At 59.8% G+C, this 19,611-nt stretch carries 20 protein-coding genes, 1 tRNA gene and 1 pseudogene; 8 read left to right on the top strand and 14 right to left on the bottom strand.

Annotated elements, in window-relative coordinates:
- Position 1: 1 nt before the first annotated feature.
- The 12 genes from GR183_RS04355 to GR183_RS04300 form a co-directional block, all read right to left on the bottom strand.
- Positions 2-616, bottom strand: coding sequence for an ATP-dependent Clp protease proteolytic subunit (locus tag GR183_RS04355; protein WP_160774381.1), 615 nt, complete (start codon positions 614-616; stop codon positions 2-4).
- Between the two features lie 127 nt (positions 617-743).
- On the bottom strand, positions 744-1,331 hold the full coding sequence (locus tag GR183_RS04350) for a GNAT family N-acetyltransferase (protein WP_160774380.1): 588 nt from the start codon (positions 1,329-1,331) through the stop codon (positions 744-746).
- 28 nt (positions 1,332-1,359) lie between these two features.
- The gene (locus GR183_RS04345; protein WP_160774379.1) at positions 1,360-2,535 is read right to left on the bottom strand and encodes an isovaleryl-CoA dehydrogenase; all 1,176 of its coding nucleotides are present in this window, start codon (positions 2,533-2,535) and stop codon (positions 1,360-1,362) included.
- 75 nt (positions 2,536-2,610) lie between these two features.
- Complete coding sequence (locus GR183_RS04340; protein WP_160774378.1) at positions 2,611-3,057, bottom strand: PaaI family thioesterase; 447 nt, start codon at positions 3,055-3,057, stop codon at positions 2,611-2,613.
- Positions 3,054-3,476: a MerR family transcriptional regulator gene (locus GR183_RS04335; RefSeq protein ID WP_160774377.1), complete on the bottom strand. Its 423-nt coding sequence runs from the start codon at positions 3,474-3,476 to the stop codon at positions 3,054-3,056. Before GR183_RS04335 ends, GR183_RS04340 begins: the two co-directional genes overlap by 4 nt.
- A gap of 285 nt (positions 3,477-3,761) precedes the next feature.
- Positions 3,762-4,580, bottom strand: coding sequence for a hypothetical protein (locus GR183_RS04330; RefSeq protein ID WP_160774376.1), 819 nt, complete (start codon positions 4,578-4,580; stop codon positions 3,762-3,764).
- A 171-nt stretch (positions 4,581-4,751) separates the two neighbouring features.
- A complete protein-coding gene (locus GR183_RS04325) occupies positions 4,752-5,366 on the bottom strand; it encodes a glycoside hydrolase family 25 protein (protein ID WP_160774375.1) in 615 nt (204 codons plus the stop codon).
- Between the two features lie 24 nt (positions 5,367-5,390).
- The gene (locus GR183_RS04320; RefSeq protein WP_160774374.1) at positions 5,391-5,819 is read right to left on the bottom strand and encodes a VOC family protein; all 429 of its coding nucleotides are present in this window, start codon (positions 5,817-5,819) and stop codon (positions 5,391-5,393) included.
- 32 nt (positions 5,820-5,851) lie between these two features.
- A complete protein-coding gene (gene mgtE / locus GR183_RS04315; RefSeq protein WP_312846772.1) occupies positions 5,852-7,270 on the bottom strand; it encodes a magnesium transporter in 1,419 nt (472 codons plus the stop codon).
- A gap of 210 nt (positions 7,271-7,480) precedes the next feature.
- Positions 7,481-7,786, bottom strand: a complete 306-nt coding sequence (locus GR183_RS04310) for a hypothetical protein (RefSeq protein ID WP_202395836.1) — start codon at positions 7,784-7,786, stop codon at positions 7,481-7,483.
- Between the two features lie 169 nt (positions 7,787-7,955).
- A complete protein-coding gene (gene folB, locus GR183_RS04305) occupies positions 7,956-8,324 on the bottom strand; it encodes a dihydroneopterin aldolase (protein WP_160774373.1) in 369 nt (122 codons plus the stop codon).
- A 120-nt stretch (positions 8,325-8,444) separates the two neighbouring features.
- Positions 8,445-9,017, bottom strand: coding sequence for a YfjT/YkfB family phage-associated protein (locus GR183_RS04300; RefSeq protein WP_160774372.1), 573 nt, complete (start codon positions 9,015-9,017; stop codon positions 8,445-8,447).
- Between the two features lie 88 nt (positions 9,018-9,105).
- On the opposite strand from GR183_RS04300, the gene GR183_RS04295 reads away from it, so the two are divergent.
- The 3 genes from GR183_RS04295 (at position 9,106) to GR183_RS04285 (ending at position 12,002) form a co-directional block, all read left to right on the top strand.
- Positions 9,106-11,118, top strand: a complete 2,013-nt coding sequence (locus tag GR183_RS04295) for an acetyl-CoA carboxylase biotin carboxylase subunit (protein ID WP_160774371.1) — start codon at positions 9,106-9,108, stop codon at positions 11,116-11,118.
- 104 nt (positions 11,119-11,222) lie between these two features.
- Positions 11,223-11,648, top strand: coding sequence for a gamma-glutamylcyclotransferase family protein (locus GR183_RS04290; protein ID WP_160774370.1), 426 nt, complete (start codon positions 11,223-11,225; stop codon positions 11,646-11,648).
- 69 nt (positions 11,649-11,717) lie between these two features.
- Positions 11,718-12,002, top strand: a complete 285-nt coding sequence (locus GR183_RS04285; RefSeq protein WP_160774369.1) for an acylphosphatase — start codon at positions 11,718-11,720, stop codon at positions 12,000-12,002.
- A 15-nt stretch (positions 12,003-12,017) separates the two neighbouring features.
- On the opposite strand, the gene lipB is transcribed toward GR183_RS04285, so the two are convergent.
- The gene (gene lipB / locus GR183_RS04280; RefSeq protein ID WP_160774368.1) at positions 12,018-12,719 is read right to left on the bottom strand and encodes a lipoyl(octanoyl) transferase LipB; all 702 of its coding nucleotides are present in this window, start codon (positions 12,717-12,719) and stop codon (positions 12,018-12,020) included.
- A gap of 173 nt (positions 12,720-12,892) precedes the next feature.
- On the opposite strand from lipB, the gene GR183_RS04275 reads away from it, so the two are divergent.
- Together GR183_RS04275 and GR183_RS04270 are read left to right on the top strand one after the other, a co-directional pair.
- A complete protein-coding gene (locus tag GR183_RS04275) occupies positions 12,893-13,159 on the top strand; it encodes a FliM/FliN family flagellar motor switch protein (RefSeq protein ID WP_160774367.1) in 267 nt (88 codons plus the stop codon).
- Between the two features lie 335 nt (positions 13,160-13,494).
- Positions 13,495-13,581 (top strand) — tRNA-Leu (locus tag GR183_RS04270).
- Between the two features lie 86 nt (positions 13,582-13,667).
- Here the strand turns inward: GR183_RS04270 and GR183_RS04265 are convergent.
- Entirely contained in the window at positions 13,668-14,510 is an 843-nt protein-coding gene (locus GR183_RS04265; protein WP_160774366.1) for a class I SAM-dependent methyltransferase, read from the bottom strand.
- A gap of 469 nt (positions 14,511-14,979) precedes the next feature.
- Here GR183_RS04265 and GR183_RS04260 point away from each other — a divergent pair, with 469 nt between their 5' ends.
- The 3 genes and pseudogenes from GR183_RS04260 (at position 14,980) to GR183_RS04255 (ending at position 19,611) form a co-directional block, all read left to right on the top strand.
- Positions 14,980-16,029 (top strand): metallophosphoesterase family protein, encoded by a 1,050-nt coding sequence (locus GR183_RS04260; RefSeq protein WP_160774365.1) that lies wholly within the window; start codon positions 14,980-14,982, stop codon positions 16,027-16,029.
- Between the two features lie 87 nt (positions 16,030-16,116).
- Positions 16,117-16,295: pseudogene (locus GR183_RS22330) on the top strand (transposase); the annotation flags it as partial.
- 46 nt (positions 16,296-16,341) lie between these two features.
- The gene (locus GR183_RS04255) at positions 16,342-19,611 is read left to right on the top strand and encodes a S41 family peptidase (RefSeq protein WP_160774364.1); all 3,270 of its coding nucleotides are present in this window, start codon (positions 16,342-16,344) and stop codon (positions 19,609-19,611) included.

Raw genomic sequence — 19,611 nt, 5'->3', positions numbered from 1 at the left:
GTCAGTCCATGTCCGCGACGCCACGCGCCACCTTGCCGACGAGGCCGTATTCGATCGCCTCTTCCGGGCCCATCCAGTAATCGCGGTCGGTATCCTTCTCGATTCGCTCCATCGGCTGGCCGGTCGCTTCCGAAAAGAGCTTGTTGAGGCGTTCGCGCATCTTGATGATCTCGCGCGCCTGAATCTCGATGTCGGAAGCCTGACCGCCCGCGCCGCCGGACGGCTGGTGCAGCAGGAAGCGGGTGTTGGGCGTGCAGTAGCGGCGCTCCTTGGGCACCGAGATGTAGATGAGCGCACCGGCGCTTGCGACCCAGCCCATGCCTAGAATGCGCACTTCCGGACCGATGAAGCCGATCGTGTCGTGGATCATATCGCCCGATTCCACATGTCCGCCGGGAGACGAGACGATGACGGTAATCGGGTCGTTCGATACCTGCGCCAGCGCAAGAAGCCTTGCGCACACGTCGCGTGCCAGTTCCTGCGTGATAGGGCCGGTTATCAACACGGTGCGCGCATCGAAGAGATGCTTGTCGACCTGGATCGACTGCGGCGTCTTGGTCTGCTCGTCTTCCTCATCGTCGAGGCGGCTCGGCACATTTTGATATAGGTTCGTCATGCGCACCATCTGCTCCTTGTAACAACGGGCGCACCACCCGAAGGCGACGCGGTTCCCCCATACTTATGCGATGCGGGCGCGCCTCGCAAAGGGCGAACTTACGAAAGTTCACACGACACCGGGACAATCACAACGCAAGCCGCATGAGAGGCCTTCGCGCAGACCGTCTCGCGATTTCCTCATAACCAAGGTCGCGAAAAAGCGGCGCGATCCCGACGAATCCTTCGCCCCACATCAGCGGCCGGTCCGGCTCGATCGGGCAGACCTCCAGAAACTGCGCGCCATTCTCAGCGGCGAAATCGCCGGCGGCCTGCGCCAGCCTGCGCATAACTCCGGCTTTGCGGTGAGATTTGCGGATGAAGAAACACGCGAGCATCCAGATTTTCTCCGGGTCGGGCTGCCCCTCGCCTTCCAGCGGCTTCGGCGCCTTGGAGAGCATCAGCCGTGTATAGGAAGGGCGCGGCCCAACGGCGGCCCAGCCCACCGCCTCATCTCCGTCATAGGCGAGCAGACCGGGGGCAGGCTTTCCGCTTTCCTCCACCCGCGCCTTGAGCATCTCCTTGCGTTCGGCTTTCTCCATCCGGTTGAAATCGACACCGCGAACGAAAGGCCAGATGCACCAACAGCCGCCCTGTGCCCCACGCTCCGGCCCGAAGAGTTCGACCAGATCGTCCCAGCGATCAGGAGAAAGGGGGTGGATGGAAAGCGAATTCAATTTCGCGTCCCCGCACACATGCTTATCCTCAAGCGGTCTTGTTGAAGATTTCCCGCCCGATCAACATACGGCGGATCTCGCTTGTGCCCGCGCCGATTTCGTAAAGCTTGGCGTCGCGCAAGAGGCGGCCCGTAGGATATTCGTTGATATAGCCGTTGCCGCCGAGAAGCTGGATCGCATCGAGCGCGATCTTCGTCGCGTTTTCCGCCGCATAGAGGATCGCACCGGCGGCATCCTCGCGCGTCGTCTCGCCCCGGTCGCAAGCCTGCGCGACGGCATAGACGTAGGCGCGCGAAGCGTTCATCTGTACGTACATATCGGCGATCTTGCCCTGTACGAGCTGGAATTCGCCGATCGGCTGTCCGAACTGCTTGCGTTCGTGGATATAAGGAATCGCGACGTCCATCGCTGCCTGCATGATGCCGATCGCACCGGCCGCCAGCACCGCACGCTCGTAGTCAAGGCCCGACATCAGCACATTGACGCCCTTACCGACCTCGCCAAGCACGTTTTCCTCCGGCACCTCGCAATCCTGGAAAACGAGCTCACCCGTGAGCGAACCGCGCATGCCGAGCTTGTCGAGCTTCTGGGCGACCGAGAATCCCTTGAAATCGCGCTCCACCAGAAACGCGGTGATGCCGCGCGGGCCTGCACCCGGATCCGTCTTGGCGTAGATGATCATCGTATCGGCATCGGGCCCGTTGGTGATCCACATCTTCGAGCCGTTGAGGATGTAGCGGTCGCCCTTCTTCTCAGCTTTGAGCTTCATGGAGACCACATCCGAACCTGCGCCCGGCTCGGACATGGCGAGCGCGCCGAGATGTTCTCCTGTAACGAGCTTCTCCAGATAACGCTTCTTCTGGTCATCGCTGCCCCAACGGCGGAGCTGGTTGACGCAAAGGTTCGAGTGGGCGCCGTAGGAAAGGCCGATCGAAGCGGACGCGCGCGAGACCTCTTCCATCGCGATGCAGTGTTCCAGATAGCCCAAGCCCGAGCCGCCCCACTCCTCCTCCACGGTGATTCCGTGAAGGCCGAGCTCACCCATCGCCGGCCACAGTTCCTCGCGCGGGAACCAGTCTTCCCGATCGATGCGATCGGCAAGCGGTGCGATGTTGTCTTGCGCGTAGGAGCGCACGGTATCGCGCAGGAGATCGGCCGTTTCGCCAAGGTTGAAGTTGAATGCGGATGGCTGGTTGGGGATCATCGGGATGCCTCTGTCATAACGCGCGGAAATGCACCTGCGCATTGCTTTCATTGTTTTTGAGAGCTTCGCCTGCGCTCAGTCGTCCATGCCCTCAAGCGCGATCATCGTGAAAAGACCGGTCGCGACGTGAAGTTCTTCTTCCTCCGTCAAGCCATAGACATCCGCCTTGGCGACGGTGAGTGTCCGCCCCGGCTTGATAACCCGACCTCGCGCGAGCATCTTCCGCCCCTGTCCCGGATTGAGCAGGTTCATCTTGAACTCCGTCGTCAAGACGCCGTATCCGGGTTTGAAGAGCGAAAGTGCGGCATAGCCGGCCGCGCTGTCGGCAATCGTCGTCGTCACGCCAGCATGGAAGAAGCCGTGTTGCTGGGTGAGCGCCGCACGCGCATCCACTTCCAGGTCGACTTCCCCGGGCGCCAGACGCGCGATCCGAACCCCGATATGGTCCATGAATGCCTGGCGCGCAAAGCTGCGTTCCACGCGCTGGCGCCAGATTTCGTCGCGCGGCAAATGCCCGCTCATGAGGGATTTTCCTCCTTTTCGCCGATCAGTTCCCGCGGATCGACGCCGATTTCCCTGATCCGTTCAAGGCAGCCTTCCTCAACGGCATCCAGCTCGGCAAGGGTCAGCTCTATATCGCGCCGCTTCTCAAGAAGTTCCGCGCGCCGGCTGGAAATGCGCTTCATCAGATGCGCAAGCTGGCCGGATTCTCCGGGCGCCTTGTCGTACATGGTAATGATGTCGCGGATTTCCGCGAGCGAGAAGCCAAGCCTCTTGCCACGCAGAATGAGCTTCAGCCGCGTGCGGTCGCCCGGGCGAAAAAGCCTCTGACGGCCTCGCCGCACCGGCTTCACAAGCCCTTCCTGCTCGTAGAATCGCAGGGTTCTGGTCGTAATGCCGAATTCCTGCGTTAGCTGGGATATGGTGTAATAGGCTTGCATCGCTCCTCCCGAGTGGAGAGTGATTTACCTTTACGTTTTAGTCAATACAAAGTTTTTTAGACATATAAATCAATATGATAAGATGTTTATATTTCTACAGAATACACACTGCGGCTTCAACCTTCGCACGCAAACGCAATCGCGCCCGACCCGGATTGCCACCCCGGGTATCAGACGATCCAACGTCTGCTGCGATGGATTTTTCGACGACGATTTCGCGCCGGACGGCCAAAGCGAAAGCAGAGCCTCTTTCCTGGATCAGGAAATCGTCCCCGCGCAATTGTTCTATAGCCTACGCAGCCCCGCCTCGCCGGACACAATGCTGCCTTGCGTCAGTTCGTTGTGCGTATAGATATAGCGGCCATCGATCAGACTTGGCCGGGAAAGAGATTTGCTGTCGGCCCCCAGGAAAACGTCCTTGGCTTCATAGACGAACTTGCTCTCCGATATAGGGCGCCCAATCGCTGTCTGGATCTGCCTTTCCAGTTCCGAAGCTTGCTCGCCGGAACGGGCGGCAATCTCGAAGTCCGGACACCTGCCAACGTCTTCGCCCTTGCCACTCAAAATCTGGGGAGAGACATTGGCAGGCACGTTCGCGACCGCCTGACTATGATTTCCAACCAACAATATATTCGAGATTTCCGTCCCCTTGAGGACATTCAATTGCCAGAACACGGGCTCATATGCATACAGCACCAAATAAACGGGGGATTGATACCTCCCAATATTCACATTCATCATTGAAGTCGGCTTTCCCGATCCATCGGAAATCTGGATCGGAGACTTGCCATCCGCGCGGTAAAGATTCACGAAAACCACCCGCTCCCCGGGTACAGCACCATTGATGCTGCATGACGTGCCGTTTTCGCTTACGACGATTTCGTCAAGATGCATGACCTCGGGACCCTGGTCTCCGCCCCAACCGAACCAGGCCAGAATCCCTCCGCCTTCCGCAGGCGCCTCGGCAACGAAAGCGGACGCGGCACCGTCCACCAACCCATCGAAGCTCTTCAAGGAAAGATATCGCTCGGCATCGGACGAGAAAAACAGCATGACCGCAAAACCCGAACCGAAAACACCCAGAGCCAAAGCGATCATACGCATCTTATTTACCCGGAATTACGTGCAGAAAAGGGTACATTCTTATTGTTGCGGGATTTTTTCTAAAGATAAGTAAATTTCGAAGTCAAGAATATATACTGGAACTTACATCTTATTAATTAAATATAAATACGATATAACTTAATTAAAATTATAAACATATAACAAAAATACTCACCCCGCCAAATCAGCCAATGTAATTGTATTTCGCAAGCGATTTCTGTCCACCGGATGCTCTATACCCGCGACCCTGCCCTCGTCATCAAATTGCCAGATCGTCCAATCCGGCCCATAGCCGGGTTTTTCGCCAATAGATCTTAACCAGAATTTTCGCGCATCCGCCCCTTTCGCGATTGCGCTCCCCTCAAGATATCGCTCGAAGAAGGCGGCATCGGTATAGATGATCGCCGCCCGGCCGAAACTTGCCTCAACCGTTTTCAGCCAATCCTCAACCTCCCTCAAAACGCCGCCGACTTCTGGCAGTTTCCTGCCTCCCTTGGGCAACTCAAGGTCGAGTGCCGGAGGCAATGTCGCGGTAAGAGCCGTCGGCACGACGTCGATGAGATGCTCCGCCTGTGCAGCGCCCGTCGAGCCAAAGGAGAATACGTGATACGGACCGCGCGGCACGCCGGCAAGGCGTGATGCCTGCCAGTTCTCGGCGAACCGCGGATCGCGGAAATCCGTACCCTCCGTCGCCTTGATATATGCGAATTCCACGCCGTCCGCCTTAACCGCGTCCCAATCGATTTCACCGAGGTGATGGGAAACGTCAATCCCTGTGGTATCCATGACAAATGGTCCCGTGCACCGCTCCTATCCGGTAAAATTCGGCCATAAGGGCGGCGCGGCAAGCTCAAGCACGTTACCCCCCGGATCGCGAAAATAGAGGCTCGTGCCGCCGGCAGGCCAATCGACCTCGCTTATGATAGCGATTTTCCGCGCTTTCAGGTATTCGCGCCAGGGATCGAGCTGATCGGCCGCGATCTTGAATGCGAAATGGCTCGGCCCTTCGCTGTGGTGGCCGGGCACGATGCCGCCGGGCGTTTCCACATCATCGCCCGTGCGGCCGCGGCGGAAGACGAGCAGCGTTTCACCGGGTCCGGCGTCGTAGGCATAGAGGCGGTCCCCCTCCACCATGCGCGTCAGGCCGAGCACGCCCCCATAGAAGGCATGGGCTTTTTCCATATCGTCCACATAGACGGCGGTTTCCAGAATTCCGGCGATCGGCGGCGCATTCGCCATCAGCGCCTCCCGGTTTGAACATTCGGTCGCCTTTAAAATGGCAGACCGAACCAGAATGCGGCAATGCCGAGGAACGCGAAAAAGCCGACGACGTCCGTCACTGTCGTCACGAAAACGCTTGAGGCTATCGCGGGATCGACGCCGAAGCGGTCGAGCAGGATCGGTATTCCGAGACCGGAAAGACCGGCAAAAAGCTGATTGACGATGATCGCCAGGGCAATAACGACGCCAAGGCCCGCGTTACCGAACCAGAGCATTGCAACCAAGCCCATAAGGATCGCAAGGGCTGCCCCATTCAGTACCGCGACCAGCACTTCGCGGCGAAGCACGCGCCAGACATTGCGCGAGCCGAGTTCCTGCGTGGCCAGCGCACGCACGGCGACCGTCATTGTCTGCGAACCGGCGTTGCCGCCCATGGAGGCGACGATCGGCATCAAAACCGCAAGGGCAACCATCGCTTCGATCGTATCTTCGAAAATGGCGATAACCGCCGAGGCCAGCACTGCCGTACCGAGGTTCACGATCAGCCACGTCAAACGCGAGCGCGCGATCGTGAGCACCGTATCGGAGATCTCTTCATCGCCGACGCCGGCAAGCGCAAGCAGGTCCTCCTCCGCTTCTTCCTGGATGACATCGACGATGTCATCCACCATCAGCACGCCGACAAGCCGTTCGGCGTCATCGACGACGGCCGCGGAAACAAGGTTGTAGCGCTCGAAGGTGCGCGCAACCTCCTCCTGGTCTTCCGTGGCGGAGACCATGTAGCGCGTCTCCTGCATGATCTTGGAGATTTTCCGCGAGCGTTTCGTGCGCAAGAGCTTGTCGAGCGCGACGGCCCCGATCAGCCGAAAACCGGGGTCCACCACGAAGATTTCGTAAAAGGTATCCGGCAGATCATCCGCGACGCGCATGTAGTCGATCGTCTGGCCCACGGTCCAGAAGGGAGGAATGGCGATGAAGTCCGTCTGCATGCGACGGCCCGCCGTTTCCTCGGGATAGTCGAGCGAACGCTGCAGCTGGACGCGGTCGGATACCGAAAGCCTGCTCAGGATCGCCGCCTGATCTTCAGGCTCAAGATCTTCCAGGATGTAGACGGCATCATCGGAATCGAGTTCGCCGATGGCCTCGATAACCGCGTCTTTCGGCAGGGTTTCCAGAAGTTTGAGACGTATCGCCTCATCGACTTCCGTCAGCGACGCGAAGTCGAAGTCATCTCCCATGAGGCGGACGAGTTCCGGCCGTTCGTCTTCGCTCAGGGCCTCGATGAGATCCGCGACATCGGCCTCATGCAGGTTGCCGGCAAGGCGGCGCACGGCCTCCGCATCGCGCTCGGCGACGGCGGCTTCGATCTCTTCAAGGAAAGCGGTGTCGATCCTCCCCTCGTCGTCGCGAAAAGGCGTGACGTCAGGGGTGGTTTCGGTCTCGGCGTCGATGATGTCCGTTTCCGTCACGGTCCCCTCCGCTTGCAACGCACGAAGACGTTATCCATCCGGTCGGATCGTGATGGCAGACTTAGCGCCCGCTGGCGACGGCGACAAACGGAATCTCAACAGGATACACGGTTTTTTCAGTGTATTCGTTCCCCACCCCGGCGACCGCGCGCAACGTGTTTGGCGCACCAGGGTCTGCCGGTATCAGGCTTCAAACCGACAATACGGCGATCAATCGTCCCAAGGCGCGAACAATGGTTCCACGCAAGCATAGCCGACGATGCACCTGGGATTGTCACGGGTGGGAGCAACTTTGGGCTGCAGGGTTTCCCATGCATCGCAAAAGCCCCGATCCGCAACGAACCTGAAGTAGGTGTACTGCCCTGTCGTCATGACGACGGCCCCGTAGCGTTGCACGAGCGACTGCGCCTGACCGCAGGTCATTGCTCGGGTATCGGGGCGCGCGGCATTGGCGGACGCGAAAGGCACGATCAAGGTCATGGCCATCACGGACAGTGTGATGCACGCGCGTTTCATCGACATCTCCCTCGTCAGCATTGGCCTTAAGCCAAGTCCTGCCCACAACGCCGCCGGGCAGCAACTTCCACTTGATTATAAGCAAAACCAGCGGCATTTCCCGAGCGGCAATTCGTGGCAGCGATCAAGCTTGAGTTGGAGTGGAAGATTGGGGCCTTATCGCCGCAAATCAGCCGGCGGGACGCTCGCGGGTGATTTCGACGCTGACCTTTCCGGATGCGATCGGCAACGGTGCGCCGGGCTTGTGAACGCGCACCTTAACCCTTTCGATGCGGCCGTCCACGCCAAACGCGGCATCGGCAATCGCGCCGGCGAGCCTTTCGATCAGGTAATACCTTGATCCTGTAACCGTTTTCTCAATCGCCTTCGTCAGGGTGCCATAGCAGACGGTATCCGCGTATTCGTCGCTGGCGGAGGCCTTCGACAAGTCGAGCCAACACGTCAAATCGACGTGAAAGCGCTGACCCAGGCGCGCCTCTTCGGCATGGAGACCGTGAAAGGCATAAAATGCCAGGTCTTCGAGGTGAATGGCGTCCATCGAGCCAGTTCCAATCGGTTGGAGGCATGCGCGGCAGGCGGCGCCCTCACCGCTTGCAACCACGCTTCAATAGACGGCACCACAGCCCCTCCGCAAGGTCCAAGTGGCACTGCCGCTCTTTCAAATATTCGAGCAGATATCCTTGCCCATAACGTTTTTAGCACTGATGAGCCCGAAAGTTTCTGCCCGGCCATCCTTGAAACTGACCCTGAGCTTGCGCGCGGTTTTGAATTTCCACCAGATCCAGGTCATCTGATCGGCGCAGTAATGGCAGTCCATGCGTACGTTGCCATCCGCATCCGTGCGGATATTCACGTCATCTCCATCAAAAGACAGGCGTATCGAGCTGTTGGAGGGCGCCGACTTTCCCTTGATATCGACATCGATAATCGATGCATATCCCCGCCCGGTTTTCTTGCACCATATTGAAAACGTCGATTCTCCGGAGATCTGCGCCCAGAAACGTCCAATGCCCTTGATCGTATCGTAGCTCCAGGTCCCGGATGCATCTTCCGCGACAGCAGGGGCAACCATGAAAAACAACCCGACCGCAACAGCTTGCCCGATTTTGAAAAATGACCGCATCCTGGCCCGCACTTCCATTAAACGCCAATTCGCGGATAAGGATATCCGACAAGGAACCTCGATTTGGTAAACGCCCTCGCGGCTTGAGAGGATGTTTGCCACCGGCATGATAACGTTGGCCCTTTGGAGCAGTTGCGGGTCTTCGCCACCAAGCCTAAAAAACCTTAGAATTCTTCGCTTAAGGGAGCCCCGTCGCATGTTTTCCAAGATCTTGATTGCCAATCGCGGCGAGATCGCGTGCCGCGTCATCAAGACCGCCCGGCGAATGGGGATCGGGACGGTTGCCGTCTTTTCCGATGCGGACCGCGACGCAATGCATGTCGAGATGGCGGATGAGGCCGTCCACATCGGCCCGCCCGCAGCGGCAGAATCCTACCTGGTGATGGACAAGATCATCGCCGCCTGCAAGGAAACGGGTGCCGAGGCCGTGCACCCCGGATACGGCTTCTTGTCGGAACGCTCCGCCTTCCCGCAAGCGCTTGCGGCAGAGGGAATCGTCTTTATCGGCCCGAACCCGCGCGCGATCGAGGCGATGGGCGACAAGATCGAATCCAAGAAATTCGCGAACGAAGCGAAGGTCTCGACCGTACCCGGCTATCTCGGCGTCATCGAAACGCCGGAAGAAGCGGTTCAGATCGCGGGGGAGATAGGCTATCCCGTGATGATCAAGGCGTCCGCCGGCGGCGGCGGCAAGGGCATGCGGATTGCCTGGAACGCTGCGGAAGCGCACGACGGTTTCGTGCGCTCGCGTTCGGAAGCCGCCTCCTCCTTCGGCGACGACCGGGTCTTCGTCGAGAAATTCATTGAAAACCCGCGCCATATCGAGATCCAGGTCCTTGGCGACAAACACGGCAACGCGATCTATCTCGGCGAGCGCGAATGCTCCATCCAGCGCCGCAATCAAAAGGTCATAGAGGAAGCGCCGTCACCGCTTCTCGACGAAGAAACGCGCCGCAAGATGGGCGAACAGGCGGTCGCGCTGGCAAAAGCCGTCGATTACGATTCAGCCGGCACCGTCGAATTCGTCGCCGGCCAGGACAAATCCTTCTTCTTCCTCGAGATGAACACCCGTTTGCAGGTCGAACATCCGGTGACCGAACTCGTCACCGGTATCGACCTCGTGGAACAGATGATCCGGGTTGCCGCCGGCGAGAAGCTCTCGATCACGCAAAGCGATGTGAAGCTTGACGGATGGGCGGTGGAAAGCCGCATCTATGCCGAAGACCCCTACCGCAATTTCCTGCCTTCGATCGGCCGGCTCGTGCGTTACGCACCGCCGGAAGAAGGCACGGACGGGGGCGTGACGATTCGCAACGATACGGGCGTTACCGAAGGGTCGGAAATTTCCATGTTCTACGACCCGATGATCGCGAAGCTGATCACCCATGCGCCGACGCGGGACAAGGCGATCGATGCCATGAGTACCGCTCTCGACAGCTTCGTCGTTGACGGAATCCAGCATAATGTCCCCTTCCTCAGCTCGCTCATGAAGCACCCCCGCTGGCGTTCGGGTGAGCTTTCGACCGGCTTCATCGCGGAGGAGTATCCCGACGGCTTTCAGCCGATGGTGCCGGATGCCGAGGCCAAGCGGGTGCTCGCCACGGTGGCGCTGACGATGGAGGCGCTGAGGCGCAACCGCCTCGACCATCTGACGGGCCGGCTTCGCCCGCATTCGGGCGCGGTGCGCGAAAACTGGGTGGTGCGCCTTGACGACGAGCATTTGCCCGCGCGCCTCGTCACCGGCATGCCGGCAACGCCGATCGAGCTCGACATCGCGGTTGATGACGGCCCGGTGGAAACCGTCGTTTCCGAATGGCGACCGGGCGAAGGATTGTGGCGAGGCAGCATCGGCGATCAGGACGTTTGCGTGCAGGTGCGCCAGATTCCGAACGGATACCGGCTCGAATGGCAGGGCTTCTCGGTGAAAGCCTGGGTCATGACGCCGACAATCGCCGAGCTCGACAAGCTGATGCCGGCGAAATTGCCGCCGGATACCTCCAGGATGCTGCTGTGCCCGATGCCGGGGCTGGTCGTCTCCATCAATGTGGAGGTCGGCCAGGAAGTGAAAGCGGGAGAAACGCTTGCCGTGGTCGAGGCCATGAAGATGGAAAACGTGCTGCGCGCCGAACGCGACATCATCGTTTCCGCAATCAACGCCGCCCCCGGCGAAAGCCTTGCGGTCGACGCCGTGATCATGGAATTCGAGTGAGCGCGGGATTGCCGACAGCAGGCGTCGAGGAAAATTCCGGATAGGGCCAGAAGAAAGATTTCGGGTTATATGACGGCGAAATTCGCCGACTGAGAAATCCAGACATGCCGATCTATTTCGCCTATGGCTCCAACATGCACCGGGGGCAGATGTCAACCCGGTGTCCCAGCGGAACTCCACTCGGTCCGGCGCGGCTTGCCGGATGGCGATTCATCATCACGAGCGACGGCGTCGCCTCCATCATACCCCGCCCCGGATCCACCGTGCATGGAATTCTCTGGAACCTGACGCTGGCACATATCCGCACTCTCGACCGTTACGAGGGTGTTGCGCGAGGCTGGTACGAGAAGGCCCACCTGCCCGTCAAAGGACCTGACGCGCCGGTGCGCGCGCTTGTCTATGTCGGCAGCAACAGGGACGAGGGCCGGCCGCGACCGGACTATCACTCGGGTATCGTCATTCCGGCGGCGCGCGAGTGGGAGTTGCCGGCAACCTATCTGGCCGAACTGGAAAGCTGGACGCACCGCTGATTCGTATTCCGGCGGGTTCAGTTATGCCGTCCGTTTCGTTACGCTTGGGAGCGGCGAAAAGGACAGGCGATGAGCGACATCAAATCCCTGCACATCTCGATCAGCGGCCTCGTCCAGGGTGTGGGCTACCGGGCGTGGATGGCGCGAACGGCATCGGCCTCGGGCCTGAGCGGCTGGGTGCGCAACCGATATTCCGGCGAGGTGGAAGCCGTCATCTGCGGCCCTTCGAGTGCGATCGACCTGATGATCGACGCGGCAAAGATGGGCCCCAGGGGCGCGCGCGTCGACGAACTTCTGATCCTGAGCGAGGCAACGCCCCTCGACGGGGACTTCAGGATTCTCGATAGCTGTTGACGCTACGGAATAAACTCAGGTCCGCACGGTCGCTCCGAAGCGGCGCTCGAACTCCTGGCGAAGGATGGAATCCGTCTCCTCCATCGTCACCGGAATACCGAGATCGACTAGGCTGGTGACGCCGTGCTGCGTGACGCCGCAAGGCACGATCCCTTCGAAATGCTCAAGCTCCGGCTCGACGTTGAGCGAGATGCCGTGAAAGCTGACCCAGCGGCGCACGCGAATGCCGATGGCGGCGATCTTGTCCTCCGCCTCCCTGCCCTTGTCGGGCCTCCTGACCCAGACGCCGACGCGATCCTCGCGCCGTTCCCCGCGAATGTGGAAGTTCCAGAGCGTGCCGATCAGCCAGTCCTCAAGGGCGGCGATGAAGGCGCGTATATCGGCCTGGCGCCGCTTGAGGTCCAGCATGACATAGACAACCCGCTGGCCGGGCCCATGGTAAGTGTACTGCCCGCCCCGGCCTGCGCGATAAACCGGGAACCGGTCGGGCGCCAGAAGATCGGCCTCCTCGGCGCTGGTGCCGGCGGTGTAAAGCGGAGGATGCTCCAGAAGCCAGACGCGTTCCGCCGCTTCGCCGGCAGCGATCTTCGCCACCCTCTCCTCCATTTCGGCAAGGGCGGCCTCGTAATCCACGAGACCGTCGGAGATGACCCATTCGACGGGCGCGGAGCCTGGCGCGGGCATGAAATCAAGGGCGATGTCTGAGCGTTGGTTCATGATTCAGTTACGTATGGGCAGATGCTTTAAGGGTTTCTTAACCACGTTCTGGCGAAATGCGAGACATCGGTTAACCGCTGGTAACCGCTTCGCATATCCCTTCTTCCGGGAAAAGCTGAATGGACCGGCGAACCTCGTTCGATAAACCTATTCCTTAACGCCGGAAAGCAAGAATGACCACCTTCGACAATATCTCGGTCGATATTTCAGTTGTCCTCGGCAAGAACGAAATGCCGGTTCACCAGCTCCTGCGCATGGGTCGTGGCGCCGTGATCGAGCTTGACGCCCATGAGGACGACGACGTTCAGATTCTGGCGAACAATATCCCGGTCGCGCGCGGGCAGGTTGTCCTGCAGGGCGACAAGATCGGCATATCGGTGACCGAAGTACTGACGCGGGGCCCGCACGTGCGCCCGGCACGCACCGAAGGTCCGATCTGATCCATCGCCTTCCGTTTAAAATATCGCTACGAGCATTTTCGCCCCCCTCACCCGGCGCATTCGCGCCGACCTCTCCCACCGGGGGAGAGGTGACGAAGTCGGAAACATCCGACTTCGTGTGGAGAGGTGAGGCGCAAGTAGCCCAGCTTCAGCAAAAACACCAAGCCTGCGAGCAAGCTGACGGCAACAGCTTCGGCCCGCCGTCCACAGCCGCGACGCGCGGATTCGCGCGTTTTATCGAGGAATGTGAATATCTTCGCATCCGCCTCTTGCGCGGCAGAATCCTATTTGATAGAGGAAGGCTCCGCCGGCCCTGAGGGGTACGGACAACATATGCGGTCGTGGCGGAATTGGTAGACGCGCAGCGTTGAGGTCGCTGTGGGGTAAAACCCGTGGAAGTTCGAGTCTTCTCGACCGCACCATTCAAAAGCCCCCGAGAGCACACGCTCCGGGGGCTTTTTGATTTTCAAGACGCAGAGCCGGGAAATAACTGGCCCGTCATCGCCGGTCAGGTGCGACAGGTAAATAGGTTCACCACTGCGGGAACGCGTGTTCCGCCATTCGTTTCGAACTGAACGAATGCATCACGCACCGCTTCCTCTATCGCCGCCGCATCTGCCTCATTTCCCTTGTGAGCCTTCATGATGCGGGCCGCCGGCCCGACCCGGCTCGCCGCCCGTGCAGCGCCCGTCGTGCCGCCCGGCGGCGTCAGGTCGACTTCGACAGCCTGGGCATGAATGCCGGTGAGGCCTGCCTGTGACATAAGGCCGGTGACATATCCGATATCCTGAAAAGCAGTTGGCCCCGGTGCGCGTGGATCGGCTTTTGGAGCCGGTCCGAGCCTCCGCTCGGCAGCCTGCTTGGGGATATGAAACCAGGGATTTCGATCTACACCCGCCCAGCTCACGAAGGCCATCCGTCCCCGATCGCCCAGCGCCGAACCAAGATTTCGAAAGGCGGAAACAGGGTCCGAGAAAAAACTCATCCCAACCCGCGAAACGAGAACATCGAACGCGTCGTCCGCAAAGCGATGTGACTGCGCGTCTGCCAACAGAAACGAAACGTTTCCGGCATCCGCCGAGCGGGCCCGTTCTTCAGCACGCTCGAGAAGTGGTTTGGAAATGTCCACACCCAGGACTTCGCCGTGGGCGTTTCGCGCCGCAGCGGCAATCGTGCTTGCCCCCGTTCCACAGCCCACGTCAACAATGCGCTCGCCAGCGACAATCGCCGCAGCGTCCAGCATCGTCTCCAGCATGCCAGCCATTGCGGTATCCAGAGCATGCTCGAGTTCGATCCACTTGAGACCCGCAGACGAACTCCAGTAGTCGGCCTGGGCTTGATTTGCATTCATGACATTTGCACCTCATTCGCCAATCACGAGCGTAGCAGGTGCCTGCCCTTAGGTCAGCGCAGATGTCGGCTCTTACAATCTACCCGGCGTTGGCGCAGCTTGGTGCGAATGTCCGTTGGGGATCAGAAACGCTGGTATGTCCCTGCCAAAGCGATGCCTCCACCACCCGTTCCATCCCGGACATGCATGCTAGGGCGTGTACTCATTAATCGACACAGCGACAAGATCCGGTAGAGGCATGCGTTTTCGTGTGCCAGATTTCCGTAACCTCGTCTGCATGTAAGAAAAACGCCGCCAAGCTAGTTTTATTGATCCAATCCGCATCGCAAGCCCGGTCGATCTCTTGTGAGATGCCTGGCTCATCGGGCGCATCCAGAATTCCGGCGGTCTATCATGTTGATTGATATCAATGCGTACTTCCCTTGCTGGCGGTATCCAGTTTTTCAGCCGTAGGTGATGGGAGGATATGATGCCCATTGGGAAACATCGTGCATCGCTCTTGGCCGGATTATGTGTATGCGTACTGGCACTTGGTGCCGCATCGCCCTCGACCGGGGCCGATTTCAACTACGATCAAAGCGAATTTCCCACAGGGAAGCCGTGGACATCTGAAAAATTCAACGATGATCCCGGCAACTTTCAGTTCCTGATTATGGGTGACCGGACGGGAGGAGCCAATGCCCAGGGCACCTTCAAGCTGGCGATTGACCAGATCAATCTCTTGCAGCCTGAATTTGTGATCAATGTCGGTGATTTGATCGAAGGCTACAGTGACGAAAAAGTAGAGTTGAATGCCGAATGGGACAGCATCGACAAGATGCTTGGCAGCCTCGATATGCCGTTTTTCCGCACGCCGGGGAATCACGATATTGCCAATACGACAGCGCAGCAGGTCTGGCGCGAAAGGTATGGCACGACCTATTACAGCTTCGTCTACGACAACGCCCTGTTCGTAGTGCTCGACAGCGAAGACCCTCCCCGTCCGGAACCGGAAGGCATTCGGGAGAAGATCGATTTATACAATCGCTTGCAGACGGAAGATCCTGAAGCGGCGAAAAAAATGCTCGCAGAGTTCATGTCTGATGAGTCAGTCGTGGCGGGGCTTGCCGTACCCGTGGAATTTCAGGACGATCAGATGGCGTTTCTGAAGAAAACTCTTGAGCAGAACGCGGACGTGCGATGGACATTTCTCTTTCTGCACGAGCCCGCCTGGGAAAAACCGTCGAAGAGCTTCGAGGCGATTCAGGCGCTTCTCAAAGGCAGAAAGCACACCTTTTTCGGGGGGCATCTGCATTACTATGACTACGACCTGATCGACGGCGTAGAGTATATCACGATGGGACCTACCGGCGCATCGTTTCACCAGGAAGGTCCAGGCAACGTCGATCATGCCACCTGGGTGACAATGACCGACAACGGACCGCAGATCGCCAACATCGCACTCAAGGGTCTGTTCGATCGCAAGGGTCTCGATCCATCCTTGTTCGGCGCGTATGACAGAAAAGGCGCGGAAAAATAATAGCAAGGTCCGTTCTGATTCCCGACAACTGCCGGAACTGATTGAGGCCGGCGCGCATGATTCAAGCTCCCAAAGGAGCCGAATTACATGCGCTATGCCCTCATTGACGCCGAATGGCGCTTCATCCAACCCGCTCTGCCGACAATGCCAAGGGGCTTCCCCGTGTCGATGACCGTCGCGTGTTAAACGGTATATTCCGGGTATTGCGACCCGACACGCCGAAACAAATTATTCCGTTGCGTCACTTAAATTTGCCTACGTGTTATCCCTGACCCTACACTTCGGATTTGAAGCGTACGGGAGGACGGTGACATGCGCATGCGGTTCGGCTTGGTCCTCGGTCTGTCGTGCCTTGCAATCGGGACAGGCATTTGCCCGCAAACCGCCGCCGCGCAGGCCGGGGCGAGCGAGCGCCCCTACTGGATGCGCGATGTCGCCATTTCGCCGGACGGAACGCAGATCGCCTTTTCCTATCGCGGGCAGATATTCGTGGTGCCGGCTGAAGGCGGAGACGCCCTGCCGCTTACCGAGCGCCAGTTCTACAGCACCCACCCCGTCTGGTCGCCGGACAGCAGCGCAATCGCCTTCGCATCCGACCGGCACAACAAGAACGACGTCTTCGTGATGCCCGCCGAAGGTGGCGAGATCAAACGGCTGACCTACCATTCCGCCGGCGAGATACCGCTCGCGTTTTCACCAGGCGGCACGAGAGTGTTCTTCAACGCCGAGCGCCTGGGCGATCCGGAAATCAACTTCCTGCAAGGCTTCGCGGGCAACTTCGGCCAGGTCTATTCCGTGCCGGTGACAGGCGGGCGCGAGCACCTGGAGATGCCCTTCGCCGCACCTCAGGCGGCGATCAGCCCGAACGGACAGTTCCTCGCCTACAGGAAGGTGAACGGGCTGGAAGTCGAATGGCGCAAGGGCGACATCTCCGACCAGACGAGCGATATCTGGATCTACGATTTCGACGTCGGCAAGCACCACCAGTTGACGACGCACCGTGGAAACGACAGAAGCCCCGTCTGGTCCAGTGACGGCACACGCATCATCTTCGCAAGCGAAATGCCGGAAAGCGGCATGGCGGACCCGGACGCCAGGCCGGGGACGTTCAACGTCTGGAGCATCGCCGCCGACGGCAAGAGCGCGCCGGAGCGGCTGACCGCACATGACACGCTGCCGGTGCGCTTCGTGTCCACCGCCGACGACGGCACGATCGTCTACACATACGACACGGAAATCTGGCGGCTTGCGCCCGGCGCCAAGACACCTGAGCGCGTCAACGTGCGGATCAGGCAAGGCACGATGGCCTCGGGCGCGTTCTTCGTGAAGCTGAACGGCCAGACAAGCGAAATGAAGGTGTCGCCAAACGGCAAGGAGCTTGCCATCGTCGCGCGCGGCGACGTCTTCACCGTCTCATTGGAGAACGGCCAGACGAAGCGCATCACGGCGACGCCACAGACGGAGCGGTCCATCGACTTCTCGCCCGACGGGCGCAAGCTCCTCTACGCCGCCGAACGCGAGGGCGACTGGGACCTTTACGAGACGGAAATCGCGCGCGAGAACGACGCAACCTTTACCGATGCGCTGGAGCTGAAAGAGCGGGCCCTTCTGGATACCGATACGGACGCGCTGCAGCCGCTCTATTCGCCAGACGGCAAAAGGGTCGCCTACCGCGACGACCGCAATGCGATCCGCGTGCTCGACATCGAAAGCCGAAATTCGGTGGAGGTCCTGCCCGATTCCGCCGCCTATTCCTATTCGGAAGGCGACCTTTCCCACGCGTGGTCACCGGACGGGAAACATATCGTCACCAGCACCGGCTTCGGGCTCGGCAACCTGGAAGTGGAACTTGTCGATGCGGAAGGCAAGGCGCCACGCGTGAAGGTGAGCGACAGCGGCTTTGCCGACATGAAGCCGCAATTCAGCGCGGACGGCACCATCGTCTATTGGGCGACCGACCGGTTCTCCACCCGCAACCTGGACGAACAGACCGCAAGCCCGGACTATTTCGCAGCCTTCCTGACCAACGATGCCTATCAGGCGTTCAAGGGCGCCCGCAAGGAAGCCGCCGGCGGCGAGAAGACCGCGGAAGCCGCGACGACAGCGGAAATCCGGGACGATATCGAGGGCCTGCGCTACCGCAAGGCGCGGCTTTCGTCGATGATCCCCTATGTGCAATTCGCAAGGCTTACTCCCGACAACAAGAGGCTGATCCTCGTCGCCTACCAGCCGACGATAGGCATGGTGGGCTATGCGGTGGACACGCGCACGCAAGCGCCCCGGCAGCTTTTCGCAAGGGCCCCGAACCCGAGCGAAGTGTTCGCCACCGACAAGGACGTGAAGGCGCTCTACGTGCTTTCGGCGGCAACCATCGACCGGTACGACCTTGCGAGCGGCGCCAAAAGCTCAATCCCCTTCGAGATCGAAGCGGCATACGATTTTCAGGCCGAGATGGAATATATCTTCGACCACCAGTGGCGGCTCGTGAAATCGAAGTTCTACGACGCGAACATGCACGGCGTCGACTGGGAGAAGATGCATGACCTCTACGCCAAATACCTGCCGCACATCAGCCATTGGGAGGATTTCGCCGAGCTGATGGCGGAGCTTCAGGGCGAGCTTAACGCCTCGCACATGTACACGCAGTTCAAGAACGAAAAGAGCTTCTGGGACAAGACGGCGACGCTCGGCGTCTTCTACGAGAGCGCGCACAAGGGAGCGGGCGTCAAGATCCAGGAGATCCTTGCCGGAGGGCCGGCCGATTTCGCGGGCGGCGCGCTGAAAGCCGGCGCCGTGATCCTGAGCGTCGACGGCAAGGAAATCGGCGCTGGGACGGACATCTACCCGCTGCTCGACCGCAAGGCCGGCAAGAAGGTGATGCTGAAGATCCGCCCGGTTGGCGGAGACGGGGAAGTCGAGCAGATCGTCGTGCCGGACGAACTGGCGCTTGAAGGGCATCTGGCCTATTTGCGCTGGATCGACCAGCGGCAAGCGATTGTGGAGCGTCTTTCGAACGGGCGCCTCGGCTATGCCCACGTCGCGGCGATGAACGACGGAGAATTCCGCAAGACCTACGGCGTGCTCATGGGACGCTACCGCGATGCGGAAGCCGCGATCATCGACGTGAGGTTCAACATCGGCGGGCTGCTGCACGACCAGCTGACCGCCTTCCTGACCGGCGAGCGCCATTCCGGCCTCGTCACGCGAAACGGGGTGGATCTGGGAACCTCGCCCTACTGGCGGTGGGCGAAGCCGACGGCGCTTCTCGCCAATGCCTACAGCTATTCCGACGGATCGGTCTTTCCCTATTACTACATTCGCGAAAAGCTCGGCCCCTCCGTCGGCGCGCGGGTGCCGGGAACCGGAACCGCCGTGCTCTCCGCGCCCCAGCAGGAGCAGCGCCTGTCGCTCGCGGTTGCGCAGATCGGCTTTCGCACACAGGAGGGCGAGTTCTTCGAAAACCGCGAAATCGTGCCGGACGAAGTCGTCTACAACGATCCGAACTCGATCATGGAAGGGCGCGACCTGCAGCTTGAACGCGTGGTCGAACTGATGCTCGAAGCGCTCGACAAGAAACGGTAG

It is taken from the genome of Stappia sediminis, from assembly GCF_009826895.1.
In the GTDB taxonomy this organism is placed as follows: domain Bacteria; phylum Pseudomonadota; class Alphaproteobacteria; order Rhizobiales; family Stappiaceae; genus Hongsoonwoonella; species Hongsoonwoonella sediminis.
This window is presented reverse-complemented; position numbering and strand designations above follow the sequence as displayed.